This is a genomic window from Streptomyces davaonensis JCM 4913, assembly GCF_000349325.1.
In the GTDB taxonomy this organism is placed as follows: domain Bacteria; phylum Actinomycetota; class Actinomycetes; order Streptomycetales; family Streptomycetaceae; genus Streptomyces; species Streptomyces davaonensis.
Genome location: NC_020504.1, coordinates 3,328,720 through 3,355,622 on the forward strand (window position 1 = coordinate 3,328,720; position 26,903 = coordinate 3,355,622).

At 69.2% G+C, this 26,903-nt stretch carries 27 protein-coding genes and 2 riboswitches; of the genes, 8 read left to right on the forward strand and 19 right to left on the reverse strand.

Annotation, left to right across the window (positions count from 1 at the left end; all coding sequences use genetic code 11):
• Positions 1 to 67: 67 nt before the first annotated feature.
• From BN159_RS14285 to BN159_RS14320, 8 genes are all read right to left on the reverse strand, one after another.
• Positions 68 to 1,396 (reverse strand): ABC transporter ATP-binding protein, encoded by a 1,329-nt coding sequence (locus tag BN159_RS14285; RefSeq protein ID WP_015657688.1) that lies wholly within the window; start codon positions 1,394 to 1,396, stop codon positions 68 to 70.
• Entirely contained in the window at positions 1,393 to 2,490 is a 1,098-nt protein-coding gene (locus BN159_RS14290) for an ABC transporter ATP-binding protein (protein WP_015657689.1), read from the reverse strand. Before BN159_RS14290 ends, BN159_RS14285 begins: the two co-directional genes overlap by 4 nt.
• A complete protein-coding gene (locus BN159_RS14295) occupies positions 2,487 to 3,494 on the reverse strand; it encodes an ABC transporter permease (protein ID WP_015657690.1) in 1,008 nt (335 codons plus the stop codon). Before BN159_RS14295 ends, BN159_RS14290 begins: the two co-directional genes overlap by 4 nt.
• A 69-nt stretch (positions 3,495 to 3,563) precedes the next feature.
• Positions 3,564 to 5,321 (reverse strand): ABC transporter substrate-binding protein, encoded by a 1,758-nt coding sequence (locus BN159_RS14300; protein ID WP_231905615.1) that lies wholly within the window; start codon positions 5,319 to 5,321, stop codon positions 3,564 to 3,566.
• Positions 5,322 to 5,379: 58 nt separating this feature from the next.
• Positions 5,380 to 6,378: an ABC transporter permease gene (locus tag BN159_RS14305; RefSeq protein WP_015657692.1), complete on the reverse strand. Its 999-nt coding sequence runs from the start codon at positions 6,376 to 6,378 to the stop codon at positions 5,380 to 5,382.
• Between the two features lie 324 nt (positions 6,379 to 6,702).
• Entirely contained in the window at positions 6,703 to 7,491 is a 789-nt protein-coding gene (locus tag BN159_RS14310; protein WP_015657693.1) for an enhanced serine sensitivity protein SseB C-terminal domain-containing protein, read from the reverse strand.
• A gap of 169 nt (positions 7,492 to 7,660) precedes the next feature.
• Positions 7,661 to 8,428, reverse strand: a complete 768-nt coding sequence (locus tag BN159_RS14315; protein WP_015657694.1) for an enhanced serine sensitivity protein SseB — start codon at positions 8,426 to 8,428, stop codon at positions 7,661 to 7,663.
• A 67-nt stretch (positions 8,429 to 8,495) separates the two neighbouring features.
• Positions 8,496 to 9,161 carry an AAA family ATPase gene (locus BN159_RS14320; protein ID WP_041821340.1) on the reverse strand — a complete coding sequence of 222 codons (666 nt, stop codon included), beginning with the start codon at positions 9,159 to 9,161 and terminating at the stop codon, positions 8,496 to 8,498.
• Positions 9,162 to 9,331: 170 nt separating this feature from the next.
• Positions 9,332 to 9,427, forward strand: a riboswitch (glycine riboswitch).
• Positions 9,428 to 9,536, forward strand: a riboswitch (glycine riboswitch).
• A gap of 37 nt (positions 9,537 to 9,573) precedes the next feature.
• Between BN159_RS14320 and gcvT the strand changes: the two genes are divergently transcribed.
• The 6 genes from gcvT (at position 9,574) to BN159_RS14350 (ending at position 14,948) form a co-directional block, all read left to right on the forward strand.
• Positions 9,574 to 10,692 (forward strand): glycine cleavage system aminomethyltransferase GcvT, encoded by a 1,119-nt coding sequence (gcvT, locus tag BN159_RS14325; RefSeq protein ID WP_015657696.1) that lies wholly within the window; start codon positions 9,574 to 9,576, stop codon positions 10,690 to 10,692.
• 112 nt (positions 10,693 to 10,804) lie between these two features.
• Entirely contained in the window at positions 10,805 to 11,182 is a 378-nt protein-coding gene (gcvH, locus tag BN159_RS14330) for a glycine cleavage system protein GcvH (RefSeq protein WP_015657697.1), read from the forward strand.
• 14 nt (positions 11,183 to 11,196) lie between these two features.
• Positions 11,197 to 12,459 (forward strand): serine hydroxymethyltransferase, encoded by a 1,263-nt coding sequence (locus BN159_RS14335; RefSeq protein ID WP_015657698.1) that lies wholly within the window; start codon positions 11,197 to 11,199, stop codon positions 12,457 to 12,459.
• Positions 12,460 to 12,519: 60 nt separating this feature from the next.
• On the forward strand, positions 12,520 to 13,887 hold the full coding sequence (locus tag BN159_RS14340) for an L-serine ammonia-lyase (RefSeq protein ID WP_015657699.1): 1,368 nt from the start codon (positions 12,520 to 12,522) through the stop codon (positions 13,885 to 13,887).
• Between the two features lie 133 nt (positions 13,888 to 14,020).
• Complete coding sequence (locus tag BN159_RS14345) at positions 14,021 to 14,317, forward strand: hypothetical protein (RefSeq protein WP_015657700.1); 297 nt, start codon at positions 14,021 to 14,023, stop codon at positions 14,315 to 14,317.
• 73 nt (positions 14,318 to 14,390) lie between these two features.
• A complete protein-coding gene (locus BN159_RS14350; RefSeq protein WP_015657701.1) occupies positions 14,391 to 14,948 on the forward strand; it encodes a GH25 family lysozyme in 558 nt (185 codons plus the stop codon).
• 7 nt (positions 14,949 to 14,955) lie between these two features.
• On the opposite strand, the gene BN159_RS47745 is transcribed toward BN159_RS14350, so the two are convergent.
• Together BN159_RS47745 and BN159_RS14360 are read right to left on the reverse strand one after the other, a co-directional pair.
• The gene (locus BN159_RS47745; protein ID WP_197541377.1) at positions 14,956 to 15,411 is read right to left on the reverse strand and encodes an endonuclease domain-containing protein; all 456 of its coding nucleotides are present in this window, start codon (positions 15,409 to 15,411) and stop codon (positions 14,956 to 14,958) included.
• A 442-nt stretch (positions 15,412 to 15,853) separates the two neighbouring features.
• Complete coding sequence (locus tag BN159_RS14360; protein ID WP_015657702.1) at positions 15,854 to 16,858, reverse strand: zinc-dependent alcohol dehydrogenase family protein; 1,005 nt, start codon at positions 16,856 to 16,858, stop codon at positions 15,854 to 15,856.
• Between the two features lie 101 nt (positions 16,859 to 16,959).
• Here BN159_RS14360 and BN159_RS14365 point away from each other — a divergent pair, with 101 nt between their 5' ends.
• Positions 16,960 to 17,883, forward strand: coding sequence for an AraC family transcriptional regulator (locus BN159_RS14365; protein WP_015657703.1), 924 nt, complete (start codon positions 16,960 to 16,962; stop codon positions 17,881 to 17,883).
• Between the two features lie 112 nt (positions 17,884 to 17,995).
• Here the strand turns inward: BN159_RS14365 and BN159_RS14370 are convergent, their stop codons facing one another.
• Together BN159_RS14370 and BN159_RS14375 are read right to left on the reverse strand one after the other, a co-directional pair.
• Positions 17,996 to 18,208: an EF-hand domain-containing protein gene (locus BN159_RS14370; protein ID WP_015657704.1), complete on the reverse strand. Its 213-nt coding sequence runs from the start codon at positions 18,206 to 18,208 to the stop codon at positions 17,996 to 17,998.
• 50 nt (positions 18,209 to 18,258) lie between these two features.
• Complete coding sequence (locus BN159_RS14375; RefSeq protein ID WP_015657705.1) at positions 18,259 to 19,170, reverse strand: helix-turn-helix domain-containing protein; 912 nt, start codon at positions 19,168 to 19,170, stop codon at positions 18,259 to 18,261.
• 47 nt (positions 19,171 to 19,217) lie between these two features.
• On the opposite strand from BN159_RS14375, the gene BN159_RS14380 reads away from it, so the two are divergent.
• Positions 19,218 to 19,904 (forward strand): GNAT family N-acetyltransferase, encoded by a 687-nt coding sequence (locus BN159_RS14380; RefSeq protein ID WP_015657706.1) that lies wholly within the window; start codon positions 19,218 to 19,220, stop codon positions 19,902 to 19,904.
• On the opposite strand, the gene BN159_RS14385 is transcribed toward BN159_RS14380, so the two are convergent.
• From BN159_RS14385 to BN159_RS14415, 7 genes are all read right to left on the reverse strand, one after another.
• On the reverse strand, positions 19,858 to 20,463 hold the full coding sequence (locus BN159_RS14385) for an ADP-ribosyltransferase (protein ID WP_015657707.1): 606 nt from the start codon (positions 20,461 to 20,463) through the stop codon (positions 19,858 to 19,860). The two genes, BN159_RS14380 and BN159_RS14385, sit on opposite strands and share 47 nt — an antisense overlap.
• A gap of 89 nt (positions 20,464 to 20,552) precedes the next feature.
• A complete protein-coding gene (locus tag BN159_RS14390) occupies positions 20,553 to 21,731 on the reverse strand; it encodes a YncE family protein (RefSeq protein ID WP_015657708.1) in 1,179 nt (392 codons plus the stop codon).
• Positions 21,731 to 22,462, reverse strand: coding sequence for a polysaccharide deacetylase family protein (locus tag BN159_RS14395; RefSeq protein ID WP_015657709.1), 732 nt, complete (start codon positions 22,460 to 22,462; stop codon positions 21,731 to 21,733). Before BN159_RS14395 ends, BN159_RS14390 begins: the two co-directional genes overlap by 1 nt.
• A 71-nt stretch (positions 22,463 to 22,533) precedes the next feature.
• A complete protein-coding gene (locus BN159_RS14400) occupies positions 22,534 to 23,037 on the reverse strand; it encodes an ATP-binding protein (protein ID WP_015657710.1) in 504 nt (167 codons plus the stop codon).
• 309 nt (positions 23,038 to 23,346) lie between these two features.
• Complete coding sequence (locus BN159_RS14405) at positions 23,347 to 24,114, reverse strand: enoyl-CoA hydratase/isomerase family protein (protein WP_015657711.1); 768 nt, start codon at positions 24,112 to 24,114, stop codon at positions 23,347 to 23,349.
• A gap of 59 nt (positions 24,115 to 24,173) precedes the next feature.
• Positions 24,174 to 25,403: a L,D-transpeptidase gene (locus BN159_RS14410; RefSeq protein ID WP_041819285.1), complete on the reverse strand. Its 1,230-nt coding sequence runs from the start codon at positions 25,401 to 25,403 to the stop codon at positions 24,174 to 24,176.
• A 143-nt stretch (positions 25,404 to 25,546) separates the two neighbouring features.
• Entirely contained in the window at positions 25,547 to 26,791 is a 1,245-nt protein-coding gene (locus tag BN159_RS14415) for a L,D-transpeptidase (RefSeq protein ID WP_041819288.1), read from the reverse strand.
• Between the last annotated feature and the right edge of the window lie 112 nt (positions 26,792 to 26,903).

A 26,903-nucleotide genomic window follows, 5' to 3' on the forward strand; every position in this document is an offset into this window, starting at 1 on the left:
ACATTCTGACGCAAGACTGAGCCCCCGCCTTTCATTGCAAGGCGGGGGCTCGGTCGGGCTTGGGTTATTAGCCCTTCTTGTCGGTGGCTTCCGACTCGTCGGACGCGTCCGGCTCCTCGGACGCTTCAGGCTCCGCGGACGCTTCCGGCTCGTCGGTGGCCTCTTCAGCAGCCTCCGCCGACTCCTCGGCCTCCGCGGGCTCCTCGGCCTCGGCCGGCTCCTCCGGCGTTTCCGCCACGGCAGCCTTCACCGCCGCCGACGTCTCCGCCGACTCCGCCAGCACCTCGTCGGCGACCAGCTCCGCCGCCTCCTTCGCGGCGGTCAGCAGGACCGTGTCCTGCGGGGCCTGGTCCTCGAAGTTCTCCGGGTGGTGGCAGGCGACCTGCTGACCGGGGCGCAGCTGGAGCAGCGGCGGCTCGGTCGTCTTGCAGATCTCCGTCGCCTTCCAGCACCGCGTGTGGAAGCGGCAGCCGGACGGCGGCGAGATCGGCGAGGGCACGTCACCGCGGAGCAGGATGCGCTCGCTCTTGGCGCCCCGGCGCTTGGGGTCCGGCACCGGCACGGCGGACATCAGCGCCTTGGTGTACGGGTGCATCGGGGACTCGTACAGCGAGGTGCGGTCGGCGAGTTCGACGATCTTGCCGAGGTACATCACCGCGATCCGGTCCGAGACGTGCCGGACGACGGACAGGTCGTGCGCGATGATCACGTACGTGAGGCCGAGCTCCTGCTGGAGGTCGTCCATCAGGTTCACGACCTGCGCCTGGATCGACACGTCGAGGGCCGACACCGGCTCGTCCGCCACGACCAGCTTCGGCTTCAGGGCGAGCGCCCGGGCGATGCCGATGCGCTGGCGCTGGCCGCCGGAGAACTCGTGCGGGTAGCGGTTGTAGTGCTCGGGGCTCAGGCCGACGAGCTCCAGCAGGCGCTGGACCTCCTTCTTCACCCCGCCCTCGGGCTCGACGCCCTGGAGCCGGAAGGGCGCCGAGACGATCGAGCCGATGGTGTGCCGGGGGTTCAGGGAGCCGTACGGGTCCTGGAAGATCATCTGGATGTCCCGCCGCAGCGGGCGCATCCCGGCCGTGTTCAGCCGGGTGATGTCCTTGCCCTCGAAGTGGATCGTGCCGCCCGTCGGGTCCTGGAGCCGGGTGATGACCCGGCCCATGGTCGACTTGCCGCAGCCCGACTCGCCAACCACGCCCAGGGTCTCGCCCTTGCGCACCTCGAAGTCGATGCCGTCGACGGCCTTGACCGCGGCGACCTGGCGCTGGAGCAGGCCCTTGCGGATCGGGAAGTGCTTCTGGAGGCCCTCGACCTTCAGCAGCACCTCGCGCTCCGTGGCGGGAGCCGACGCCTGCGCCGGGACGGTCACGTCCGATTTCTTCGTTTCACTCACAGCTTCGGCGCAATCTCTTCGGTCCAGATCCGCGTGCGGTCCTCGGGAGAGAGGTGGCAGGCGGAGAAGTGTCCGGTGCCGACCTGCGTCAGCTCGGGGCGCACGGTGCGGGTGACATCGCCCTTGGGGACGTCCGCGTACGGGCAGCGCGGGTGGAAGGCGCAGCCCGAGGGGACGTTGATGAGGCTCGGCGGCTGGCCCTTGACCGGGATGAGCCGGTCGGCGGTGTCCCGGTCGATGCGCGGCATCGAGCCGAGCAGGCCCCAGGTGTACGGGTGCTGCGGCCGCTCGAAGATGTCGTCGACCGGGCCGCGCTCCACGCACCGGCCGCCGTACATCACGAGCACGTCGTCGGCGATCTCGGCGACCACACCGAGGTCGTGGGTGATGAGGACGACCGCCGAGCCGAACTCCTTCTGGAGATCCCGGATCAGGTCGAGGATCTGCGCCTGGACGGTGACGTCCAGGGCGGTCGTCGGCTCGTCCGCGATCAGCAGCTCGGGGTTGTTCACCAGCGCCATGGCGATCATCGCGCGCTGGCGCATACCGCCGGAGAACTCGTGCGGGTAGCCGTCGACGCGCTTGGCGGGCTCGGGGATGCCGACCCGGTCGAGCATCTCGATGGCCCGCTTGCGCGCGACCTTCTTGCTGACGTCGTGGTGGACGCGGTACGCCTCCACGATCTGGTTGCCGATCGTGTAGTACGGGTGCATCGCGGACAGCGGGTCCTGGAAGATCATCGCCATCTCGCGGCCGCGCAGCCTGCGCACCTCGTCCGGGTCGGCGGAGATCAGTTCCTTGCCGTCCAGCCAGATCTCGCCGGACATCTGGACGTTCTTGCCGCGCGCGCCGAGCCGGTGCAGGCCCATGATGGCGAGCGAGGTGACCGACTTGCCGGATCCGGACTCGCCGACGATGGAGAGGGTCTTGCCCTTCTCCACCTTGAAGCTGACTCCGTCGACCGACTTGACCAGGCCGTCGTCGGTCGGGAAGTGCACCTTGAGGTCGCGGACTTCGAGGAACGCGGTGGGCGCGTCGGAGGGGGCCTTCACGGGCTCCCCGACCGCGGCACCGGTCTTGGACAGTTCGGTCACGAGAGCCTCACCCGCGGGTCGGCGGCGGCGTACAAGAGGTCCACCAGGAAGTTTGCGATCACGACGAAGAATGCGGCGAGCAGCGTGACGCCGAGGATCGGGGGCAGGTCGTTGTCCCGGATGGACTGCACCGCGTACTCACCGATGCCGTGCAGGGAGAAGACCGTCTCGGTGATCACGGCACCGCCGAGCAGCAGTCCGAGGTCCATGCCGAAGACGGTGATGATCGGGGTCAGCGCGGCCCGAAGCCCGTGCTTGGCCACCACGTTGCGCTCGCGCAGGCCCTTGGCGCGGGCCGTGCGGATGAAGTCCTCGCTCATCGTCTCCAGCATGCCGGAGCGGGTGAGCCGGGCGTAGATGGCCGAGTAGAGCAGGGCGAGCGAGCACCACGCCGGGAAGAGCGTGTTGGCCCACTGCGAGGGGTTCTCGGTGAAGGGGACGTACTCACGGCCGAAGATCGGCCACTTGTAGGTGAAGAGGAACAGCGCCAGCTGGCCCGTGAAGAACATGGGCAGCGAGACACCGGCGAGGGCGATGCCCATGAACGTCCGGTCGGCGAACGACCTCGGCTTGAGCGCCGAGATCACACCGGCCGTGACTCCGCCCAGCAGCCACATCACGGCGGCACCGGCGGCCAGCGAGATGGTCACCGGCAGACGGTCGGTGAGCTGCGGCCAGACCTCGACGTGGGTCTTGAAGGAGTAGCCGAAGCACGGCGCGTTGCACTGCGCGGTGGTGGGGCCCAGGTCGTAGGTCGCGCCGGAGACGATCCCCTTGATGAAGTCCCAGTACTGGACGTAGACGGGCTGGTCGAGGCCGAGGTTGGCCTTGACTGCTGCGATGTCGGCCTTCGAGGGGCTCTTCCCGATGTACTGCTGAGCCAGCTGGTCGGCCGTCTGGCCGGCGAGCCGGGGCAGCAGGAAGAAGATCGCGAAGGTGACCGCGGTGACGACGAGCAGCAGGATCACCGCTGCGATCGTCCGGCGGAGGATATACGAGATCACGGGGATCGGCGCTGGTGCCCGCGGGCCGCAAAGCCCGCGGGCACCAATGCCTTCACCTGCCTTCCGGGGCTACTTCTTGGTCGTGCCGATGTTGAGGTAGTCGTACTGACCGCTGAAGGCCGCCGTCGAAACGAGGTTGGTGAAGCCGGCCGGGCGGTACAGCAGGACCTTGAAGTAGGTCAGCGGAACGAGGGCCGCCTCCTCCATGGTCTTCTTGTCGACCTCGGCGTAGAGGGCGTCACGCTTGGCCGGGTCCTCGGTGCCGATCGCTTCCTCGAGCATCGAGTTGACGTCGGCGTTGTCGAGCTGCGACAGGTTGGTGTTGCCGGACTCGCCGATCGCGTCACCGTGCAGGATCTGCTGCTCGAAGCCGTAGCCGGACGGCCAGTCGGAACCCCACTGCATCATGTGCAGGCCGATGTTCTGCTTCTTGTTGAACGTCGGGACACCCGCGCTGTCGGTGAAGTACTTGCCCGACGGGTACTGCTTCAGCGTGGCGTCGATGCCGGCCGCCTTCAGCGAGTTGATGATCGCGGTGGCCGCGGCGATCTCCTGCGGACGGTCCGAGCGCGCCGAGAGGTTGGTCTTGATCGACGACTTGCCGCAGGCCTTCAGCTGCTCCTTGGCCTTGGCGACGTCACCCTTGCTGTCCGTGGTGGCGTAGAGGTCGGTCTTCTGGTAGCCCGGGATGTCCGGCGGCAGGACGGTCGTGGCGATGTCACCACGGATCGGGCCACCGAGCGCGGTCTGCACCGAGTTCTTGTCGACCGCGTACTGCACGGCCTTGCGGCACTCGACCTTGTCGAACGGCGCGAGCTTGGTGTTGATCGCCATGTAGACGAGGCGGCCACCGAAGGTGTTGTCGGTGTTGGCCTTGAGGTCGGGGTCGTTGACGACCTCGGCCTGGGTCGCGGCCTGGACGCCACCGCCACCGAGGTCGATCGCCTTGCCGGCGCGGACGTCCTGGTCGATCGTCTCGGCGTTGACCTTCAGCTTGACGACGATCTTGTCCGGGTACTGCTTGCGCAGCGGGTCGGTCGCGGCGTCCCAGTTCTCGTTGCGGACGAGGACGGCTTCCTTGCCCTCCGCGTAGCTCTCGAACTTGTAGGAGCCCGAGGACACGATCTTCTTGACGTAGTCGACGCCGGTGTCCTTCGCCTGCGGCACCGGGGCCGTCTGCGGGGTGGCGACGAGGTAGTCGAACTCCTGGAAGGCGCGGTTGAGCTTGAAGACGATCGTGGTGTCGTCCGGCGTCTCGATGGACGCGAGGCCCTTGTCGCTCTTGTCCTTGTAGGGACCCTTGTACTTCTCGCCGCCCTCGAGGAACTGCTGGAAGTAGTTCGGGCCGAGGGAGAGCACGTCACGCGCGAAGTTCGAGCGCTCGACCGCGTACTTCACGTCCTTGGACGTGATCGGCGTGCCGTCCTCGTACTTGAGGCCCTCACGCAGCTTGTACGTCCAGGTCTTGCCGCCGTCGCTCGGCTCGCCCGGGGCGGACGCGAGGTCCGGGACCAGCTCGTTGCCGGCCTCGCCGGCACCGGGCTTGAAGGTCATCAGCGGGCGCGCGTAGAGCCGGCTGAGGTTGTACATGTACGCGTAGTACGTGTTGCCCGGGTCGAAGGAGTCCGGCACGTCCGAGTACTCGTACGTGACCGTGCCCCCCTTCGCGGTGGAGGCGTTGACGACACCCTTGGTCGCCGCGTTGGCGCCGGCCGACTTGTTGTTGCCGTCGCCATTTTCGTTGTTGTCATCGGCCTTGCTGCAACCCGTAAGCACCAGGCTGACAGTGCCGATGGCCGCGATGGCGGCCAGCGCTGACCTTCGCATGATGGTCTGCTTCCCCTCCATAGTTGGAAACTTGATGGGCTCTCGACGCGGCCGCATGTCAGCGGCCACTGCGTGGGTCGAGAGCGTCACGGAGTCCGTCGCCGAGCAGGTTGAACGCCAGGACGGTGACGAAGATGGCGAGGCCCGGCACGATCATGAACTGCGGATCGACCTTGTAGAAGTTGACCGCCTCGCTGAGCATGCCGCCCCAGGACGCCTGCGGGGGCTGGATGCCGACGCCGAGGAAGCTCAGGCTGGCCTCGAAAAGGATGTTCGTCGGGATGAGCAGCGTCGAGTAGACGATGATCGGGCCGACCAGGTTCGGGAGCAGCTCCCGGAACAGGATGTACGGACCCTTGGCGCCCATGCCCCGGGAGGCGTCGACGAATTCACGCTCCCTGAGCGCCAGGGTCTGGCCGCGGACGATGCGGCCCAGATACGGCCAGTTGAAGAAGCCGATGATGAAGATCAGCACGCTGATGTGCAGCGGCAGGCCCTCCAGGCCGAAGGCGCCGCCCTGGAGCGTCGCCGAGATGGCGATCGCGAACAGCAGCAGCGGGAAGGCGAGGAAGGTGTCCATCAGCCGGCTGATGATCGCGTCCGTCCGGCCGCCGTAGTAGCCGGCGATCACGCCGAGGACCGTGCCGATCGTGTTGGACAGGATGGTGGCCCCGAACGCCACGACCAGGGACACCCAGGAGCCTTCCAGGATGCGGGTGGCGATGTCCCGCCCGAACTTGGGCTCGACGCCCAGCGGGTGGTCCGCGCTCATACCGCCCCAGTCCCCGCTGGGCAGCGAGGTGTTGGGGTCGATCAGATCCTGGTTGAAGGCGTTGGGGTCGAGACCGAACAGCGCCTGGATGGGCCGGGCCAGCAGGGCGAGCAGCACCAGCAGGATGACGACGACGCCGCCGGCTACGGCGACCTTGTCCTTCTTGAACCGGGTCCAGGCGATCTGCCCAAGGGAACGGCCCTCGATCTGCCCCTTGTCGGCGCCGACGAGCACAGCCTCCGGCTGTGCCTCGGGTGACCCGGTGGTCTCGATCGGTGCGGTCACAGTGACCCGACCCCTCTCGCCGGTGGTGACCGGCCTACGCCCGCCGTGGATTACGGCTTTGTCGACTTGCACTCAGACACAGGATCGACTGGACCTCATGTCTGAGTGGGGAGTCTTCAGCGTCGTCACGATCACCCGCCAGATCTGGCGGCGAAAGTATGCGCAACCGTGATGATGCACTGCGGATTCCGTTATCCGAACAGCAGATGACGGACGCCGGACGGGAGAGAGTCAGAGCAAATCGGACATACGATGACATTCGGCACCATCTATGCGCGCAGAAGTGTGTCGGATACGTGAACAGGTCCCTGACCTGTCACGTCGTCAGAAACCGCCCTGAACCGGCGGGTAACCGTATCCTGCGGCGGGCGCCTGCGCCGCGTGCGCCTCACGGTCGTAGAACGGGCGGGCGCTCGCCCGCATCCACATCGCGACCGGGTCGTACTCGTCGGACATCGCCACCGTCGACACCGGCAGCCCGTCCGGGACGGCGCCGATGGACTGCTGCATCATCGCGCGCACCGAATCCACGGCGGGCGGGCTGGTGTCGTACACATCCAGACCGATGGCGAGATACGGCGCCCCGAGCGCCGGCTGCACCCAGGCGCGGCGCAGGGCGCGGACGGCCGGGGTGCGGTGGGCGTTCTGCGCGAGCAGGGCGTAGAAGTGCGGGATCTCGATGCCGGGCTCCGACAGCCGCAGCGGGCCCGCGGGCTGGCGGTCCAGGCCCGTGGCGATCCGGCGCAGGTCGAGCCAGGGGATGCCGACGCCGCCGCCGGGGGCGTGCGGGTTCAGCCAGAGGCCGAAGTGGTCCGGGTACAGGGTGCGGGCCACGTCGAGTCCGTCGACGACCTCGTAACTGCGGTTCCAGCCGCTGGCCGAGAGCTCCTGGGCGGAGGTGACGCAGGGGGCGTAGCCGTGGCCGTCGACCTCCATGTTCCCGTACTGGGCGTCCGGGGAGCCGGACTGGCCGTGCCACAGCAGCATCCAGATCTGGCCGGAGTTCGGGGTCGCGAGCGCGCGCAGGAGCGCCTCGTAGGCGTCGTACCGCCCGGGCGTGACCTGGCGCAGCATGTGCTCGACCTGCCCGGCCGCGATGCCGCTGGCGCTCACCTGTACCGCCCTTCAACTTTTCTCCGACCGAGCCGTGACCCTAGCTTAAGCCCGCCTAATCACTCGGGACTTGATGTGCGCTTGCGGGTGCGGGTTCGGATGTGGCTGGTCGCGCCCGCGCGGCGGAGCCGCACATCGATACAGCCCCGCGCCCCTTCAGGTGTCTCCGCTAACCCTGTGTGTAGAAGGGGCGGACCTTTTCGCGCATCCATATCGCCACCGGGTCCTGGGCAGCCATGTCCAGCAGGATCAGGTTGACCGGCCAAGGGGTTGGGACCCTGCCCAGGGCTCGGCCCAGGGCGTCCATGGGGGCCGTGCGGAGCTCGCCCTCCCAGTTGGAGAGCTCCACGCCTATGAACATGACCGGGTCCGCCGTTTCGATGGCGGCCAGGCAGCGGCGGGCCGTCGTGACCACGCCTGTCGTGGCGAACTCCGCGGACGCCGCGGCGAGGAAGTCCACCGGGTCGTCCTGCCAGTCCGGCTCGTACAGCTTGACCCGGCCGCCGCTCGCGGGGCCGTCCAGTGGGGTGCGGCCCACGCGGCACAGTTCGGCCACCGCCTCGGGCGGCAGCGGGATCCCCACCACGCCGTCGGGGTTGACCATGATGCCGACCTGCGGGGGCAGGCCGCGGGCGAACTCGACCGCCGGGGCGATCGTGTACGACATGTGCGCGCCGACGACCTGGTGGAACTGTTCCTCGGAGCTGAAGACCGGGACGAAGGCCTGGCCCTCGATCTGAAGCGTGGGCAGGTCCAGCGGGCCGCTCTGGGGCCCGCCGCCGGACGGCAGCGGGACCCAGAGGAAGCTGCGGCCGAGCACCTCGATGATCCGGCCGCCCGCCGAGGGCACGCCGAGGGAGGCGGAGAGCACCTCCTCCAGCTCGTTGCCGGGCCATCCGCCGTGCGGATGGGGGTGTGCCTGCGCCGGGAAGTCCATCTGTCTGACCGCCTGCCGTGAACCACTGATGTGGCTGAAAGGCTAGCGCCTGCGGGGCCGCCCCGGCTCAGCCCGTGAACCCGATCCGCCGCAGCACGCCCGCCGCCGACCGGTCGATCAGCACCGCCGAACCGCAGCCCTGGGGCAGCTCCCCCTTCTCCACCGAGCGCAGCAGCCGCCCGGCCGCGGCGCGGTGCCGCAGGAAGGCGTACCGGGACACGCCCCGGCCGCGCTCCCGCTGGCCCTCCAGGGCCTGGCCCGGGGTGACGTCCAGGAGTAGCAGGTGCAGGGTGCCGCCCCGGCGCCGCGCCGCCCGGGACAGCCAGCCGCGCACCCAGGCCTGGGTCCCGCAGTCGTGCACGACGACGCCCTCACCGGAGCGCAGGGCGCGCCACAGCCCGGCGTAGTGCGCGAACCGGACGAGGGGGCGGTAGACCGCGTACGGCAGGAGGCCGGGCATCCGGGCGTCCCAGCGGTCCCGGGTGTCCTGGGAGTCGATCCGCGGGCCCTTCACGGTCCGCTTCATGAGGGTGGACTTGCCGCTGCCGGGCAGACCGGTGATCACGACGAGGTCCTTGGGCCCGAAGAGCAGGGCGTGCGGGCTGTGGCCGGCGCGCTCGCGCAGATCGCGCACGACCGCGGCCGGGGACGCCTCCCGCGCCGGAACGGCCGGCTGCCGGGGTACCGCGATCCCCGTGGTGGTCGCGTACGCCGAGGTCCTGTTCAACGTGATCGTCCTCCCCTGGGTCAGGTAGGGCACCTGCCCGTCGAGCGTAAAGAGAAGGTAATGCCGGATGCCTGCCGTTTCTGTACGCGTACCGCCACAGGCCGGTTACAGATGCGGCCCTGCCGCGCCGGAGCGATGCGTGCAATGATGTCCGCGCCAACTGCATACCGGCCGTTTGAATCCGCGCGGGAGAGTTCCCAGCCTTCAGCTGGGGCGCCGAAGGAGCAAGTCCCTCCCTTGAATCTCTCAGGCCCCGTTACCGCGCGGGCGAGGCACATCTGAAAAGCGGACCACCGCCTGCGGTGGTCCCACCCAAGGTGCAAGTCATGCCCACATGTGGTCATGACGAACCTCTCAGGTTCCGATGACAGATGGGGAGGAACGACCTCGCCGTCATGCCTTGGGAGACAAACGTCCGATGAGCAGTCCTGAACCCCGCCGTACCGCCCTCGATGCCCTGCATCGCTCGCTCGGCGCGACCATGACCGACTTCGCCGGCTGGGACATGCCGCTGCGGTACGCCTCCGAGCGCGACGAGCACAACGCCGTGCGCACCAAGGCCGGCCTGTTCGACCTCTCCCACATGGGTGAGATCACGGTCACCGGTCCGCAGGCCGCCGCGCTGCTGAACCACGCCCTGGTCGGCAACATCGCCACCGTCGGTCTCGGCCGCGCCCGCTACACCATGATCTGTCAGGCCGACGGCGGCATCCTCGACGACCTGATCGTCTACCGGCTCGCCGAGACCGAGTACATGGTCGTCGCCAACGCCTCCAACGCCCAGGTGGTCCTGGACGCGCTGGTGGATCGTTCCGCCGGTTTCGACGCCGAGGTCCGCGACGACCGCGACGCCTACGCCCTGATCGCCGTCCAGGGCCCCGAGTCCCCGGGCATCGTGAAGGCGCTCACCGACGCCGACCTGGACGGCCTGAAGTACTACGCCGGTCTCCCCGGCACGGTCGCGGGCGTCCCGGCGCTGATCGCGCGCACCGGTTACACCGGCGAGGACGGCTTCGAGCTGTTCGTGAAGCCCGAGCACGCCGTCGAGCTGTGGCAGGCGCTCACCAAGGCGGGCGAGGCCGTCGGTCTGGTCCCCTGCGGTCTGTCCTGCCGGGACACCCTGCGCCTGGAGGCGGGCATGCCGCTGTACGGGCACGAGCTGACCACCGCGCTCACCCCCTTCGACGCCGGGCTCGGCCGGGTGGTGAAGTTCGAGAAGGAGGGCGACTTCGTCGGGCGCGAGGCGCTCACCGAGGCCGCCGCCCGCGCCGAGAGCAACCCGCCGCGGGTCCTCGTCGGCCTGATCGCCGAGGGCCGCCGGGTCCCGCGCGCCGGATACCCGGTCGTCGCGGACGGCCAGGTCATCGGCGAGGTCACCTCCGGCGCCCCCTCCCCCACGCTGGGCAAGCCGATCGCCATGGCCTACGTCGACGCCGCGCACGCCGCGCCGGGCACGGCCGGGGTCGGCGTGGACATCCGGGGCAGCCACGAGCCGTACGAGGTCGTGGCGCTGCCGTTCTACAAGCGCCAGAAGTAGTAGCCGTAGGTGATGCCGAGCAAGTGATGCCGATCACATCACCGCTGCTCACGCACGCCTTCAGCAGTCCCCCCTTCATCAGCACTTCCCCGCGTACAGGAGAATTCAGGCCATGAGCAACCCCCAGCAGCTGCGCTACAGCAAGGAGCACGAGTGGCTGTCGGGCGCCGAGGACGGCGTCTCGACGGTCGGCATCACGGAGTTCGCGGCCAACGCGCTCGGTGACGTCGTCTACGCCCAGCTCCCCGAGGTCGGCTCCACGGTGACCGCGGGCGAGTCCTGCGGCGAGCTGGAGTCCACCAAGTCGGTCAGCGACCTGTACTCCCCGGTCACCGGCGAGGTCACCGAGATCAACGAGGACGTCGTGAACGACCCGTCGCTGGTGAACTCGGCCCCCTTCGAGGGCGGCTGGCTGTTCAAGGTACGCGTCGCGGAGGAGCCGGCCGAGCTGCTCTCCGCCGACGAGTACACCGCCTTTTCCGCCGGCTGAGGAGTCGTAGACGCATGTCCGCCATGAACACGCCCCTGCATGAACTCGACCCCGACGTCGCCGCCGCCGTCGACGCCGAGCTGCACCGCCAGCAGTCCACCCTGGAGATGATCGCCTCCGAGAACTTCGCGCCGGTCGCGGTCATGGAGGCGCAGGGCTCGGTCCTCACCAACAAGTACGCCGAGGGCTACCCCGGCCGCCGCTACTACGGCGGCTGCGAGTACGTCGACGTCACCGAGCAGCTCGCGATCGACCGGGTCAAGGAGCTGTTCGGCGCCGAGTACGCCAACGTCCAGCCCCACTCCGGTGCCTCCGCCAACCAGGCCGCGCTGTTCGCGCTGGCCAAGCCGGGCGACACCATCCTCGGTCTGGACCTGGCGCACGGCGGCCACCTGACCCACGGGATGCGCCTGAACTTCTCGGGCAAGCAGTTCAACGTGGTCGCGTACCACGTGGACGACGCGGGTCTGGTCGACATGGCCGAGGTGGAGCGCCTCGCCAAGGAGCACCGCCCGAAGGTGATCATCGCCGGCTGGTCGGCGTACCCTCGCCAGCTGGACTTCGCCGAGTTCCGCCGGATCGCCGACGAGGTCGAGGCCTACCTGTGGGTCGACATGGCGCACTTCGCCGGTCTGGTCGCGGCGGGGCTGCACCCCAACCCCGTCGAGCACGCCGACGTCGTCACCTCCACCACCCACAAGACCCTGGGCGGCCCGCGCGGCGGCATCATCCTCGCGAAGAAGGACTTCGCGAAGAAGCTGAACTCCTCGGTCTTCCCGGGCTTCCAGGGCGGTCCCCTGGAGCATGTGATCGCGGCGAAGGCGGTCTCCTTCAAGGTCGCCGCCTCGGAGGAGTTCAAGGAGCGCCAGCGGCGTACGGTGGAGGGTGCGCGCATCCTCGCCGAGCGGCTGACGGCGGCCGACGCCCGCGAGGCCGGAGTGAACGTCCTGTCCGGTGGCACGGACGTCCACCTCATCCTCGTCGACCTGCGCGAGTCCGAGCTGGACGGCCAGCAGGCCGAGGACCGTCTCCACGAGGTCGGCATCACGGTCAACCGCAACGCCGTCCCCAACGACCCGCGTCCGCCGATGGTGACCTCCGGTCTGCGCATCGGCACGCCCGCCCTGGCCACCCGCGGCTTCACCGCCGAGGACTTCGCCGAGGTCGCGGACGTGATCGCACAGGCGCTGAAGCCGTCGTACGACGCCGACGCGTTGAAGGCCCGGGTCACGGCCCTGGCCGAGAAGCACCCGCTGTACCCCGGCCTGAGCAAGTAGTAGTTCCCTGGTGGGGGCGCCCAAGGATGTGTGCCCCCACCCTTTTTTGAGGAGTTCCCCGTGGCCATCTCGGTCTTCGACCTGTTCTCGATCGGCATCGGCCCGTCGAGCTCCCACACGGTCGGCCCGATGCGTGCGGCCCGTATGTTCGCGCGCCGACTGCGCAACGAGGGCCTGCTGCCCTCGGTCGCCTCGGTCCGCTCCGAGCTGTACGGCTCCCTGGGCGCGACCGGACACGGCCACGGCACCCCGAAGGCGGTGCTGCTCGGTCTGGAGGGTGCCTCGCCACGCACGGTGGACGTGGAGACGGCGGACGACCGGATCGAGTCGATCAAGTCCGCGGGCCGGCTCTCCCTGCTGGGCGAGCACGAGATCTCGTTCTCCTTCGACGACGATCTGGTCCTGCACCGGCGCAAGGCGCTGCCGTACCACGCCAACGGCATGACGATATGGGCGTTCGACGCCTCGGGCGCGGAGCTCCTGTCGAAGACGTACTACTCGGTCGGCGGCGGCTTCGTGGTCGACGAGGACGCGGTGGGCGCGGACCGCATCAAGCTGGACGACACGGTCCTGAAGTACCCCTTCCGCACGGGCGACGAGCTTCTGCGGCTGACGCAGGAGACGGGTCTGTCGATCTCCTCGCTGATGCTGGAGAACGAGCGGGCCTGGCGCACGGAGGAGGAGATCCGCGCCGGGCTGCTGGAGATCTGGCGGGTGATGCAGGCGTGCGTCTCGCGCGGCATGTCCCGCGAGGGCATCCTGCCGGGCGGTCTGCGGGTACGGCGCAGGGCCTCGGTGTCCGCGCGGCAACTGCGGGCCGAGGGCGACCCGTTGGCGCACGCGATGGAGTGGATCACGCTCTACGCGATGGCGGTGAACGAGGAGAACGCCGCGGGCGGCCGGGTCGTGACGGCCCCGACCAACGGCGCCGCGGGCATCATCCCCGCCGTCCTGCACTACTACATCAACTTCGTGCCGGGCGCCGACGAGGACGGCGTCGTCCGCTTCCTGCTCGCCGCGGGCGCGATCGGCATGCTCTTCAAGGAGAACGCCTCCATCTCCGGCGCCGAGGTCGGCTGCCAGGGCGAGGTCGGCTCGGCCTGCTCGATGGCGGCGGGCGCGCTGGCCGAGGTGCTCGGCGGCTCGCCCGAGCAGGTGGAGAACGCGGCCGAGATCGGCATGGAGCACAACCTCGGCCTGACCTGCGACCCGGTCGGCGGCCTGGTCCAGATCCCGTGCATCGAGCGCAACGGCATGGCCGCGGTGAAGGCGGTCACGGCGGCGAAGATGGCGATGCGCGGCGACGGCTCCCACAAGGTGTCCCTGGACAAGGTCATCAAGACGATGAAGGACACCGGCGCCGACATGAGCGTGAAGTACAAGGAGACGGCGCGGGGCGGGCTCGCGGTGAACATCATCGAGTGCTGAGCCCCCGGGGCTGACCCTGACCATCATCCTTATTGCGTCATTCGGGCGACAGCCGACACACGACGCAACCGGACCGGCGGCCCCACGCGACTCACTGGGCAGACAGACACCCCCGATGCGAGGGAGATCCGCAGTGAGCTCCTACAGCGACACACTCACCCCGGCCCAGGCCGCCTGGCCCCTGTGCGGCCGGTACGCCTCCGCTGTCGAGTACGGCGACGACTACCTGCTGCCGCCCCCCGACCCGGCGCAGCGCCTGAGCACCCTCAGCGCCACCGATCACCGCCGTCTGGACCTGTACGCCGCCCTCACCGTCCGCGGCATCGCGCCACTGCCCGGCGACCAGCACGCCGTCGAGTCCATCAGCTCCCTCGGCGACGAGGTGATGAACGCGGTCCTGCGCTGGGTCACGAACACCACGAACTGCTGACCCGATTGACCGCGCGCGACCGGGGCATATCAACAACTCCCGTCCCCCCACGCACACTTCAGGGAGCCCCCACATGCTGCGCGGCATAGACGTGAGCGCCTACCAGCCCTCGACATACGACACGGACGGCCTCTTCTTCGTCTTCATCAAGGCGACGGAGGGCCGTTCGTACGTGAACCCCAAGCTCTCAGCCCAGACAAAACGAGCCCGCGAAGCCGACCTGGTGGTCGGCTTCTACCACTTCCTCTGGCCCGGCAACCTCACCGCCCAGGCCGAGTACTTCGTCAAGCACGCCCCCGAGAAAGCGGGCGACATCCTCGCAGTCGACTGGGAAACAACAAGCGACGGCACCCACGCGACCAACGCCCAGAAGGACCTGTTCATCCGGAAGGTGAAGGAGCTACGGCCGAACAATCCGGTGATCCTCTACACGAACCGCCACTACTGGTTGACGGTCGACACAACCTCCTACGCGGGCGACGGCCTCTGGATCGCGGACTACGTCACGGCGGGGAAACCTCGCATCAAGGCGAAGTGGCGCTTCCATCAGTACACGGACGATCCCCTGGACAGGAATGTCGCCGACTTCGAGAGCAAGGCGGCCCTCCGCGAATGGGCCAAGACCGCTTGAATCACGCTCATATGCGGCCTGAGGGCACCAATTCGGCGCGGAGCCGCATTGCCGGCGGGTCCGAGAGGTAGGAGTTCAGCAAGTCGAAGGTACGAAGCTCTGCCGGTAGAGCTTCGTACCACCCCAGAGCATGGAAATTGCAGCTGCTGCAGACAAGTCCCCTGACGCACTCACCGCAGCTTCGCCTGCCCGCACAACATGCATGGTCATGGTCAATATGCATGGCCCTTGGCCCCGTGTCGGTCACGCCGCAGATTGCACACCTCCCTTCCTGGAAGCGCAGCAACAGATCGATGAACTCCTTGGTGACGTTGTAGTGCCCAAGGCGGACATACTCGGCGTTGCACGGCTTGCAGTACGGCCGAGGCGCACCTGACGCATTGAGCGCCGAGTACGCCGACACAGGCTTGTACTCGCCACACTTGCGGCATTCAATGATTCCGCGATCGGCAATCGCCCGCACGGCGCCGTTGGGCCTCTTCTCGCGCAGCGCTGTGAGCGGTAGCTCCTTGCTCAGTTACTGATAGTGCCCGGTGCACAACCCTCTGGCGGATACCGCCCTCCCACATCCCGCAAAAGAACACGTGCGCCCATCAGCCGTCATACGGTCGGGGTTGATGGGCGCCAGCACTGTCCCCCTCCGGTGCTGCATGTAGTGGGTTCTACACAGCCCCCGGGTCAGCGGGTACCTATCGGACGAGCGGCCGCATGCCCATCCGTCGCCGCCCGCGCTGCACGTCTTCACGCGATCCCCCACAGACAAGCCCTCGTACGCATCATCCGATCAAACGAAGCACTCGAGAGTTCGTCACGGGTACACCAGTCGGATTTCCTGTCGCGCATGCGCTCATATGGCTTGCGTCAGCCTCCGGGTCCGTCCGGATGTTGCGGAGCGCGGTGAACTTTCAGAGCCGTACGACGATCTTGCCCGTGTGGCGGTTGGTCTCCATCAGGTGGTGGGCCTTCTGGATGGTTTCGAGGCCTTCGAAGACCTCCGCGACCGGTGGGCGGAAGCCGCCGTCGGTGAGGCCGGCGTTGAGGAAGGCGGTGGAGCGGCGGCGGCCGTCGGGGGTGGTGGTGAGGGCCATGTTGGCGTAGGTGTGGATGGTGAAGGGCCAGTTGAAGGGGATCTCGGTGGGGCGTCCGTCCAGCCAGCCGTAGACGACCACGCTGCCGCCCTCGGCGAGCGCCGCGGCGAGGCCGCCGAAGCCGGGGCCGCCGATCGCGTCGAAGATCACCTCCGCGCCGCGGCCGCCGGTCAGGCGTCGTACCTCCTCCGCGATCGGTTCCGTGCCGGCGTCACCGGTCACGATCACCTCGGCCGCGCCCAGGTCGAGCAGTTGCTTGCGCTTCTCCTCGGTGCGGGTGGTGACGACCGGGACCGCGCCGATGCGGCGGGAGACCTGGATCGCCGCGGTGCCGACACCGCTGGACCCGGCCGTGATGAGGACGTGGTCCCCGGGCCGGAGCCCCGCGGTCTCCAGCAGGGCGCCGTACGCGGTGGTGTACGTCAGCCAGGCCGCGGCGCCGGTCACCGGGTCCACGGAGGCCGGGCGCCGCACGACGGCGGACTCGGGCAGTACGACGCGCTCGGCGTACACGCCCTGGGCACCCATTTCGATGCCGGGGCCGGTCATCACCGGGTCGCCGACGGCGAGTTCGGTGACGCCCTCGCCGACCGCCTCGACGACGGCGGAGGCCTCGTAGCCGAGCCGGGAGCCGGGGAGTGTGGGCTGGTAGTAGTAAGTCCCGGCGCGGAAGAGGGCGTCGGCACGGTTGAGGCCCAGCGCCTCGATGCGGAGGGCGACTTCACCCGGCCCTGGCTGCCCGGCGATCGACACATCCTCGATCTTCAGGACCTCGGGGCCGCCGACTTCGTGAAAGAGCACGGTGCGCGTGGTAGTTGGCATGACGACGACGCTACGGGCCGGGTGCGAGACGATCCATGTCCGTCGGTCTTTGATTCATGTCCGTTCGTCTTGCCACTTGACTCGATGGCTATGGTGCGGACATGGATGTCCTCAGCGATGCCGTCGCCGCCATGCGCACCGGACGGCCGCACTCCTCCCGCCGGGACAAGTACGGGCCCTGGGGCATGCGCTTCGAGGCCTCGTCAGGCGCCGGCTTCCATGTGCTGCTGCGGGGGTCGGCCTGGCTGCTCCCGGCGCGGGGCGCCCCCGTCGAACTCGCGCCCGGGGATGTGGTGTTCCTGGCCAGCGGATGCGGACACGGGCTGGCCAGCGGTCTGGACGTGCCGCTGGAGGAGGTGCGGAAGAAGGAGGACGGCACCTGGCCCGAGCTTCCGCCCGACCCGGTGGGCTCGGGACCGCCGACCACCGTCATGCTGTGCGGCGCGTACCTGCTGGACCGCTCACGCGCGCACCCCCTGCTGACCGAGCTGCCGGAGGTGGTCCATCTGCCCGCCCGCGTCGGCACGCACCGGTCGCTGCGGGCGGCGGTGGAGCTGCTGGGCGCGGAACTGACGGAGCCGCAGCCCGGTTCGGACACCATCGTGACCTCGCTGCTGGACACGCTGCTGCTCTACATCCTGCGCGCCTGGTGGCTGGGGGAGAGCCATGGCTCCGGGCACCCCACCGGCTGGGCGGCCGCCCTCGCCGACCCGGCGGTCGCGGCGGCGCTGCGCGCGATCCACGGTGATCCGTCCCGCCCCTGGACGGTGGAGGAACTCGGCGCCCGCGGCGGCCTGTCCCGCGCGGCCTTCGCCCGCCGATTCGCGGCGCTGGTGGGGGCGCCGCCGCTGGCGTATCTGACCTGGTGGCGGATGACCACAGCGGGCCGACTGCTGCGTACGGACGACACCCCGCTCCGGGTGATCGCCCAACGCGCCGGCTACACCTCGGAGTTCGCCTTCGCCAAGGCGTTCAAGCGGGAGTTCGGGATGGCACCGGGCCAGTACCGGCGCCGCACGGCCTGAGCCACGGCGGTCGGTTGTCGAATGCGGGGCGTCCCACACCACCTCGCTCCGGCCTGCGACCGCACGACGAAGGGGCGCCCGCCCTTCCGGACGGGCGCCCCTTCCGTGTGCGTCACTTGGTGAGGTACGCCCAGAACTCGTCGAAGGACAGCATCTTGTCGCCGTTGAGGTCACGGGACTTGATGATGGCCTCGGCGACCGCCTCGGTGACGTTCCAGTCGCCCTGCTGGGCGAGGGCGGTCTTGAACTCGGCCGCGGTGATGAAGCCGTCACCGTCCGTGTCGATCCGCTCGAACTGCTTGCGTGCCTCGTCGATGTCCGCCACCGATCCGCCCCTTTTTCGTCGTACCTTGCGGCTTGTTGCCGGAGGTCAGGTTATCCGGCCGCCCGAGCGCGCAGCGCGGCGACCACCCAGGCGAAGTCCTCCGCGTGCGGGGGCGCGGGCTGCCGGTTGACGACGGCAAGGAGTTCGCGATAGCGGGCCACCCGGTCGTTGAAGCCGACCGTCATCCGTTCGAGTACCGCGGTCCGGTCCGCGTCGCCGAACAGTTCCCGCAGCACCTCCTCGGCCTCGGGCGCCTCGGGCGCTGTGCCGCGCTCCCTGGCCGGGGCGACCAGTTCCACCAGACGCTTGGCGAACCAGACGGACTGCCCGCGCGGGGCGTCCGGTGTGCGGTCCGCGGCGTTGAACTCCACCGCCCGCCGCATCTGCGCCCGGAACTCGGGGTCCTGGAGCATCTCGGCCAGCTCCACCCAGGCGTCGACCTCCTCGGGCGTCGGATCGTCGGCGAGCCGGACGGCGGTGCGCCGCATCCGCTCCCGGATGTCCGGGTCGACCGTGTCGAGCCCGTGCAGCGCCTCCGCCACGAACTCCTCCATGATGCGCTGTCGCTCCGCCGCCGACAGCCGGGCCAGTTTGTTCATCAGGGTCATCTCCTCCGCGGTCGCGCCGCGTCTCGCGACGGTCGACAGCACCGCACGGATCACCTTCAGCGAGCGGATCTGGGCGTCCAGCGCCGTCACATGCGCCGCGGCGACCTCGGCGACCGTCCGCTCCCCCGCCAGCACCTGGCGTACGTCGTCCAGGCCAAGGCCCATGTCCCGCAGGGTGCGGATCAGTTCCAGGCGGGCGGCGGACTCGGCGTCGTAGAGCCGGTAGCCGCCGCTGGAGCGGGTCACGGGGTGCAGGACGCCCTCGTCGGACCAGTAGCGGATGGTGCGCACGGTCAGCCCGGTGGCCCTGGCCAGTTCGCCGATGGTGAGGAGTCCGGTGCCGTCGTCGATCATGTCTGGGAGTCTGGACCTTCCAGTGGGTGGAGACTCAAGGAGCGCGGGTGGAGACCTTGCGGGACATTCTCGACGCGGCGGCCGGCGGAACCTTCCCGCCCCCGGACGGCCGTACGACCGTCGTGCCTCAGCCCTCCCCCAGGGACGCCGGGGTGTTCGCCTTCACCGCGCACTCCGTGATCGCCACCGATGAGGATCCGTGGGGGTCCCCCCTCTGGGGGAGGGTGTACGACACCCTCCGCGCGCTGGACTGCGACGCGCTGGCCGCCACGATGAACCCCCGGTTCCTGACCGCTCTCATGGAACGGACCGGGCGCGGCACGGACACGATCGACGTGATGACGATCGCCGCTCCCCTCGTGGGGCGGCCCGCTGTGGGGCTGACGGAGATCGACGACCCCGGACATCCCCGCGTCGTGTCCTCGCGCAGGCGACGGGACGATGTGCGCGTGTGGGCCGCGGAGGGCGGTGTGCTGGTCCTCGGGCGCGGGGTCGCGGGGCGGCTGGAAGCCGCGGTCGAGGTCGCCGAGGACGTACGACACCGCGGGCTGGGGCGTGAACTGGCCGGTGCCGCACGGCAGTTGAGCGATGGTGAGCCCGTGTGGGCGCAGATCTCGGCGGGGAACGCCCGCAGTCTGCGGGCGTTCCAGGCGGCCGGTTACCGGCCCGTGGGCTCCGAGCTGCTGCTCAGTGCCAGGCCTCGTAGTGCGGGTTGCTCTCGCAGCCGCTCATGATCTCGACCTTGGTGGACTTGTTCACCGGGCACACGCCGATGATGTACTTCCGGTCGATGCCTCCGGGGAAGGCCACCTCGACCTGGTCGGCCCACTTGTGCGTGTCACCGATGGTCTTGTTGACGTCGATGCCGCCGGGGGCGTCGATGTAGTAGTTCCAGCCGGACTTCCACCACTTCTTGTACAGGTCGTGGTCGTACGTCGTGGAGACGTACGGGGAGGGCTGGTTGACCAGGACGTAACTCTCCACGTCGTACTGTCCGTTCACCACGTCCTTGGGCTTGAAGCCCTCCTCGAAGACGATCGAGGGGCCGCGGCCGTCGGCGCGGTAGAGGGTGCCGCAGGTCTTGCGCCAGGCCGGCTCGGGGGTGATCCGGCCGACGTCGACGCGGCGGTCGGCGGCGGCCTTGACCGGGTCCTCGTACTGGACGGGACAGTCGGCCGGGGCGGGTGCCTTCAACGGGGATTGCGCGGGAGCCGTGGCCGCCGTCGTGGCGAGGACGGCGGCCAGGGACAGGACGACGGCAGCGGCGCGCCGCCGCAGCGGAGTTGTGATCATGGAGAGCACAATTCCGGTTCTGCGGCGACGCGTTGGGGATCTTCACCCGTACGGCGGCGTGTCAGTCGTCAGTCATCCGTCATCAGACGTCAGCGGAAGATGCCGGTGTGGCCCAGCGAGTAACGGCCCGGCTGCGGGTACACCGCCAGCCCGTGCGGGCCGCTGCCGACCGGGATCCGGGCCAGCTGGGCGCCGGTTCGGGTGTCGATGGCGTACACCTCGGCGTCGTAACGGCCCGACAGCCACAGGACCTTGCCGTCCGCCGAGACGCCGCCCATGTCGGGGCTGCCGCCGTCGGGGAGCTGCCACTTCTTGGTGAGCTTGTCCTGGGTGAAGTCGAAGACGGAGACGCTGCCCTCGCCTCGGTTGGAGACGTACATCTCGCGGGAGTCGCGGCTGACGTACAGACCGTGGCAGCCCTTGCCGGTGGGCAGCAGCTTCGGCTTGTCGAACTTGTCGCCGTCCAGGACCCACATGCCGTCGGCCATCATGTCGGCGATGTAGAACTTCTTGCCGTCCGGGGAGATCTTGACGTCCTGCGGCATGGCGCCGTCGAAGGGCAGCTTCTGCTGTCCGACGACCTCCATCCTCTCGGTGTCGACCTTGAGCAGCTCCCCGCTGAACTCGCAGGAGACGATGAAGTACTTGCCGTCCAGCGAGAAGTCGGCGTGGTTGACGCCGTAGCAGGTGACCGGCTCGGTCTTGACCCGCTTCATGGTGTGCGGGTCGCGGAAGACGAGTTCGCGGTCGAGGGAGGCCATCACGACGGCGTACTTGCCGTTGGGGGTGAAGTAGAGGTTGTACGGGTCGTGCACCTCCACCTCCTTGCCCGCCTTGCCGGTCCTGGGGTCGATGGGGGTGAGGGTGTGGCCGCGGTTGTTGTTGACCCACAGGGTCTTCATGTCCCAGGACGGCACGACGTGCTGGGGCTGGCGGCCCACCGGGATCGTGTCGATGATCTCGAACGTCTTGGGATCGATGACCGAGACCGTGTCGGACTCGGTGTTGGGGACGTAGACGCGGCTCGGGAAGTCCTTGACCACCGGGGAAAGCTTGCCTGGCCGGTCGGCGGCGTACACGTCCTTCGGGTCCAGCACCGGGGGCATGCCGGGCAGTCCCTGCACCGGCTGCTTCTTCTTCGGCGGGGCGGGGACGGCCGCGGCCTTGGTGGCGCGGGACTCCTTCTCCCTGGTCTCGGTGCCGCAGGCGGCGAGCGCGGCGAGGGCCGCGCCCGCGAGCAGGGTGGCCTTCACGATGTTGTGTTGCATCAACTGAACAGCTCCGTGGTGGTGACGGCGGTCAGTCCGCGGCGGTGGAGGTCTTCGAGTACGGCGGGGAGGGCGGCGACCGTGTCCTCGTAGCCGAAGTGCAGGCTCACGATCGATCCGGGGCGGATGTCGGTGGTGAGGGTGTCGGCGAGGGCGGTGGGGCCGCGGCCCGTGAAGTCGAGGGGGTCGACGTCGTAGGAGAGGACGTGGGGGTATCCGGCATCCTCGGCCAGGCGGGCGACGAGCGGGGAGGCCCGTGCGGCGCGGGAGGGGCGGAACCAGGGGCCGACGGTTCCGGTGAGGCGCTTCAGGCGCCGCGCGCAGTCGGCGATCTCGGCTCGCGCCTCCGCCTCGGGCAGGGCGTTGATGTCGAGGTGGTGCTGGGTGTGGTTGCCGAGGTCGTGGCCGGCGTCGAGGATGCGGCGGGCGAGGGCGGGGTTGGCGTCCAGCCAGGTGCCCACGGCCAGCACGGTGAGACGGGCGCCGTGTTCGTCGGCCGCGTCGAGGATCGCCTCGGCGGTCGCGGGGTCGCCGTCGCCGTGGAAGGTGAGGGCCACTCGGCTCGTGTTGCCGGGCCCGTGGGTGAGGTGGGTCGGGCGGCCCGGGATGCGGTGGGGGCGCGAGGGCTCGGGCGTGGCGGGGTGGCCGACGGCGCGGGTGGGAGTGCAGGCCGTTGCGGCGACCAGGGCGGCGGCGGCACGGAGCACCGTCCGGCGGTCGGTCTTGATCACGCGCCCTATTTAAAGGGGGGTTACGCCCGATTCCTCACGATTACTCCCCTTGGCGGTGAGGGCGGGTCCGGTCAGCGGTCCGCGACGCGCATCTCGAACCAGGTGGTCTTGCCCCGGGGGAGCAGGTCCACTCCCCAGCGGTCGGCCAGCTTGTCGACGAGGAACAGGCCCCGGCCGCTGATGTCCATCTCCTGGACCGGCATCAGACAGGGCAGGCCCCTGGAGGGGTCCCGGACCTCGATACGGATCCAGCCGCGGCGGCGGCGCATACGGAGGCCGAAGACCCGGGCGCCGGTGTGGCGGACGGCGTTGCCTACCAGTTCCGAGACAAGTAAGACGGCGTCTTCCGTCATTTTGGGCGTCAGGCCCCAGTGGCGGAGTACTACTACCTGGGCCAGGCGACGGGCCGTGGCCGCGGATTCGGGACGGGAAGGGAGCGGAACTTCCGCCTCCGTGGGATTGCCGAACAACTCCAGCGCCTTCAAGGCGTGTTCGTCCTCCACCGCCGGCGACCAGCGCGCCGCGGTCGCACGGCTGTGTCCCCGCGGCTGTTCGATACCCTCCAGCCCCGCCATGCCCCCATCATGGCCGCCCAGAGCACGCCGCGGGGCCGTTCCGCTGGAATACGCCCCCCGGAATCCATCATTCCGCGAGCACGGATTGGCATATGCCGGCGGCAGTTCGGAGCCCGCCGCGGCCCGTCCGACCTGCGGCGGAGGCCCTGTTGACGGCAAGCGCCCGGCCCCCTCGACAAGTCAGGCTTAAGGCTGCCTTAAGGCTCCCATAAACCGTCCCATCGAGGGACCCGGATCAGACACCGCGTCAATTGCAAGGGGTTCCGGGGAAGAAGAAGGGGGACCCCGAGGGGGTCAAGGATCGGTGGTTCAGAGGAACTTCGCCTTGCCCGGGCCCTCCTCCACGAAGCTGCGCATGCCCGTCTCCCGGTCGGGCGTCGCGAACAGGCCCGCGAACCAGTTGCGTTCCACCGCGAGACCGGTGTCGATGTCCGTCTCCAGGCCCGTGTCGATGGACTCCTTGGCGGCGCGCAGCGCGATCGCCGGGCCCTGCGCCAGCTTGGCCGCCCAGGCGTGCGCGGCCGTGTAGACCTCCTCGGCGGGGACCACGCGGTCCACCAGACCGAGCGTCAACGCCTCGTCCGCCTTGACCATCCGGCCGGTGAAGATGAGGTCCTTGGCCTTGGAGGGGCCGATCAGCCGGGACAGCCGCTGGGTGCCGCCCGCGCCCGGGATCAGGCCCAGCAGGATCTCCGGCTGGCCCAGCTTGGCGTTCTCCCCGGCGATCCGGAAGTCCGCGCACAGGGCGAGCTCGCAGCCGCCGCCGAGGGCGTACCCGGTCACCGCCGCGACCACCGGCTTGGGAATCCGGGCCACGGCGGTGAAGGAGTCCTGGAGGGCGCGGGCCCGCAGGACCATGGCCGTGTGGTCCATGGCCTGCATCTCCTTGATGTCCGCGCCCGCCGCGAACACCTTCTCGCCGCCGTAGATCACCACGGCGCGCACGTCGTCGCGCCGGGCCGCCTCCTCGGCGAGTTCCTTGAGGCGGTCCTGGGTGGCGATGTCCAGCGCGTTCATCGGGGGGCGGTCCAGGCGGAGCGTGCCCACACCGTCGGCGACTTCGAGATTCACGGTCATGCCCCGCAGGTTAACGCCGACTAACCGCGGGGCAGAAGGCGCGGCCCTCGTGACCCGCGCTACTTCGTCCACTCCTCCCAGGACATGTTCCAGCCGTTGAGGCCGTTGTCCGGGGCGATGGTCTGGTCGTCGGAGTTCTTCACGACCACCACGTCGCCGATCATGGAGTGCTTGAAGAACCAGGCGGCCGGGGTGGAGCCGTCCCAGGCGCCCTTGACGTCGCGCAGGCCGACGCAGCCGTGGCTGGCGTTGTAGTTGCCGAAGGCGTCGCCGCCCCAGTAGTTGCCGTGGATGAAGGTGCCGGACTGGCTCAGGCGCATCGCGTGCGGGACGTCGTCGATGTCGTACTCGCCGTCGTAGCCGACCGTGTCGCCGTTCATCCGGGTCTGGACGAACTTCTCGGTGATGACCATCTGGCCGTTCCAGGTGTCGTACCCGGGCTTGCCGGTGGTGACCGGGAGGGTCTTGACGACCTTGCCGTCCTGCATGACCTTCATGTGCTTGGTCTTCACGTCGACGACGGAGACCTGCTCACGGCCGATGGTGAAGGTGACGGTCTTCTTCTGCTCGCCGTAGACGCCGTCCCGGCCCTCGACGCCGTCGAGGTTGAGGTCGACGGTGACCTTGGTGCCTTCCTTCCAGTACTTCTCGGGGCGGAAGTCGAGGCGGTCGTTGCCGAACCAGTGGCCCTTGACGTCCACGGCCGGCTCGGTCTTGATGGTGACGGCGTTCCGGACCTCGTCCGGGTTGGTGATGCCCCGGTCGAAGCGGAGCGAGAACGGCATTCCGACGCCGACCTTCGAACCGTCCTCCGGAGTGAAGGAGCCGGTGAAGGTGGACTGCGGCGTCAGCGTGGTGAAGCTGGAGTCCTCGGCGGCCTCGCGGCCCTCGGAGTCCTTGGCGACCGCGTGCACGGTGTACTTGGTGGCCGCCGACAGATGCGTGGACGGGGTCCAGCTCGCGCCCCCGTCGGTGATCTTCCCGGATATCGCCTTGCCCTTGCCGTCCTTGACGACGACCTCGGACAGTTTGCCCTTGCTCGCGCTGACCTTGAGGGCGCCGCTGGTGTCGACGGACTTGGCGCCGTCCTTGGGGGCTATGGAGACCACGGCCTGCGACGGCTTGCTGTCGGCCGCGCCGGAGTCCTTGCCCTTGCCCTTGCCGTCGCCGGAGCCCGAGTCGGAGCCCCCGCCGCACGCGGTGACGGTCAGCAGAAGGCCCCCCGCGAGCACTGCGGCGAGCCTTCCACGCCCCCCAACCGACGCCCCCGATATCGGTCGCACGTTCAAGACTTTCTCTCCCCTCGACGGGCCTGGCCAGGCCCCCTCCCCCGCGCGTCAGCACGCGCTCGGCGCATATTAACCTCAAGGTCATCCGGCTCGGCGCCCCGCAATTGTCACCGTTCCGTACCGAGTTCGGCGCCGACGTCCCGTTACTTCACCGCGCTCCCGGCCTGCCACGCCTTCCAGTCCATGTTCCACCCGCCGAGGCCGTTGTCGGGAGCCACCTTCTTGTCCTTGCTGTGGACGACCTCGACCACGTCCCCGATCAGGCTGCGGTCGAAGAACCAGCCCGCGGGGGTGTCCGAGCTGCCGCCCTTGACGTCCCTGAGTCCCACGCAGCCGTGGCTGACATTGGTGTTCCCGAAGGCGTCCGGCGCCCAGTAGTTGCCGTGCAGGAAGGTGCCGGACTCGGTGAGCCGCATGGCGTGCGGCACATCCGGGATGTCGTACTCGCCCCTGCCGTCGTCGTCGGTGAAGCCGACCGTCGCGCCGTTCATCCGGGTCACTTCGAGCATCTCGGTGACGACCATCCTGCCGTTGTAGGTGGTTGTCTTCGGGGCGCCCGCCGTGATCGGCACGGTGGCGAGCAGCTCGCCCTCGCGCCGCACCTCCATGGTGTGCGCGGCCGCGTCGACGGTGGAGACCTGATGGCGGCCGACGGTGAAGGAGAACGTCTTGTACTGAAGGCCGTAGACCCCGGGCGCGCCTTCCACGTCACGGAGTTTGAGGGAGACGGTGACCTGGGTGCCGGGCTTCCAGTACGTCTCGGGGCGGAAGTCGAGGCGGCCCTTGCCGAACCAGTGCGGGCGGATCTCGACGGCCGGGCGGGCGGTGACGTGCACGGCGCGTTCCACGGCCGCGCGGTTGGCGATCTCCCGGTTGAACTCCAGGGAGACGATCATTCCGGTGCCGACGGTGGATCGGTTCTCGGGGGTGACGTATCCGATGAAGCGTTCCTCGGGGACGTAGGTGGTGAAGGTGGTGTGCCGGGCGGAGCGGCGGCCGTGGCCGTCCAGGGCCACCACGTCGACGGTGTAGCGGGCGGCCAGCGCCAGTTGTCGGTCATCGGGCTCCCAGCGCAGCCCGTCGGCGGAGATCTGCCCGGGAACCGGGGTCTCCTGCGCGTCCTGGGAGCTGACGACCTTCACCGATTCCAGCCGCCCGCTGTTCACCCGTACCAGCAGCGCTTCCTCCGGGTCCACGCCCTTGCTGCCGTCGTCCGGTGTGACCCTGATGACCTCCTGTGGTGACCGAGGTTTGCCTAGTCCGCCGAGACCGACCCCACCGGTGGTGTCCGAAGTACAGCCGGCGGCCCCGGCCAGCAGTCCTGCCCATGTCAGTACGGCGGCCAGCGCGGCCCCCGCGCGCCGCGCGCGCCCTTGTGCATGCCTCACGAGGTGCCCAACGACGGGGCACGCTCCGGGGAAACGTGAGTGCGAGCCAAGCGCTGGGCAGAACAGTGGGGAGGACGACGCGACGGGGAGCCGCTGCCGGGGTCTTGGCATG

Coding starts and splice junctions, on each gene's coding strand:
- BN159_RS14300 (WP_231905615.1), bottom strand. CDS start 5,321: ATGCGAAGGTCAGCGCTGGCCGCCATCGCGGCCATCGGCACTGTCAGC.
- BN159_RS14315 (WP_015657694.1), bottom strand. CDS start 8,428: ATGGACTTCCCGGCGCAGGCACACCCCCATCCGCACGGCGGATGGCCC.
- gcvT (WP_015657696.1), top strand. CDS start 9,574: ATGAGCAGTCCTGAACCCCGCCGTACCGCCCTCGATGCCCTGCATCGC.
- gcvH (WP_015657697.1), top strand. CDS start 10,805: ATGAGCAACCCCCAGCAGCTGCGCTACAGCAAGGAGCACGAGTGGCTG.
- BN159_RS14335 (WP_015657698.1), top strand. CDS start 11,197: ATGTCCGCCATGAACACGCCCCTGCATGAACTCGACCCCGACGTCGCC.
- BN159_RS14350 (WP_015657701.1), top strand. CDS start 14,391: ATGCTGCGCGGCATAGACGTGAGCGCCTACCAGCCCTCGACATACGAC.
- BN159_RS14360 (WP_015657702.1), bottom strand. CDS start 16,858: ATGCCAACTACCACGCGCACCGTGCTCTTTCACGAAGTCGGCGGCCCC.
- BN159_RS14365 (WP_015657703.1), top strand. CDS start 16,960: ATGGATGTCCTCAGCGATGCCGTCGCCGCCATGCGCACCGGACGGCCG.
- BN159_RS14375 (WP_015657705.1), bottom strand. CDS start 19,170: ATGATCGACGACGGCACCGGACTCCTCACCATCGGCGAACTGGCCAGG.
- BN159_RS14385 (WP_015657707.1), bottom strand. CDS start 20,463: ATGATCACAACTCCGCTGCGGCGGCGCGCCGCTGCCGTCGTCCTGTCC.
- BN159_RS14390 (WP_015657708.1), bottom strand. CDS start 21,731: ATGCAACACAACATCGTGAAGGCCACCCTGCTCGCGGGCGCGGCCCTC.
- BN159_RS14400 (WP_015657710.1), bottom strand. CDS start 23,037: ATGGCGGGGCTGGAGGGTATCGAACAGCCGCGGGGACACAGCCGTGCG.
- BN159_RS14405 (WP_015657711.1), bottom strand. CDS start 24,114: ATGACCGTGAATCTCGAAGTCGCCGACGGTGTGGGCACGCTCCGCCTG.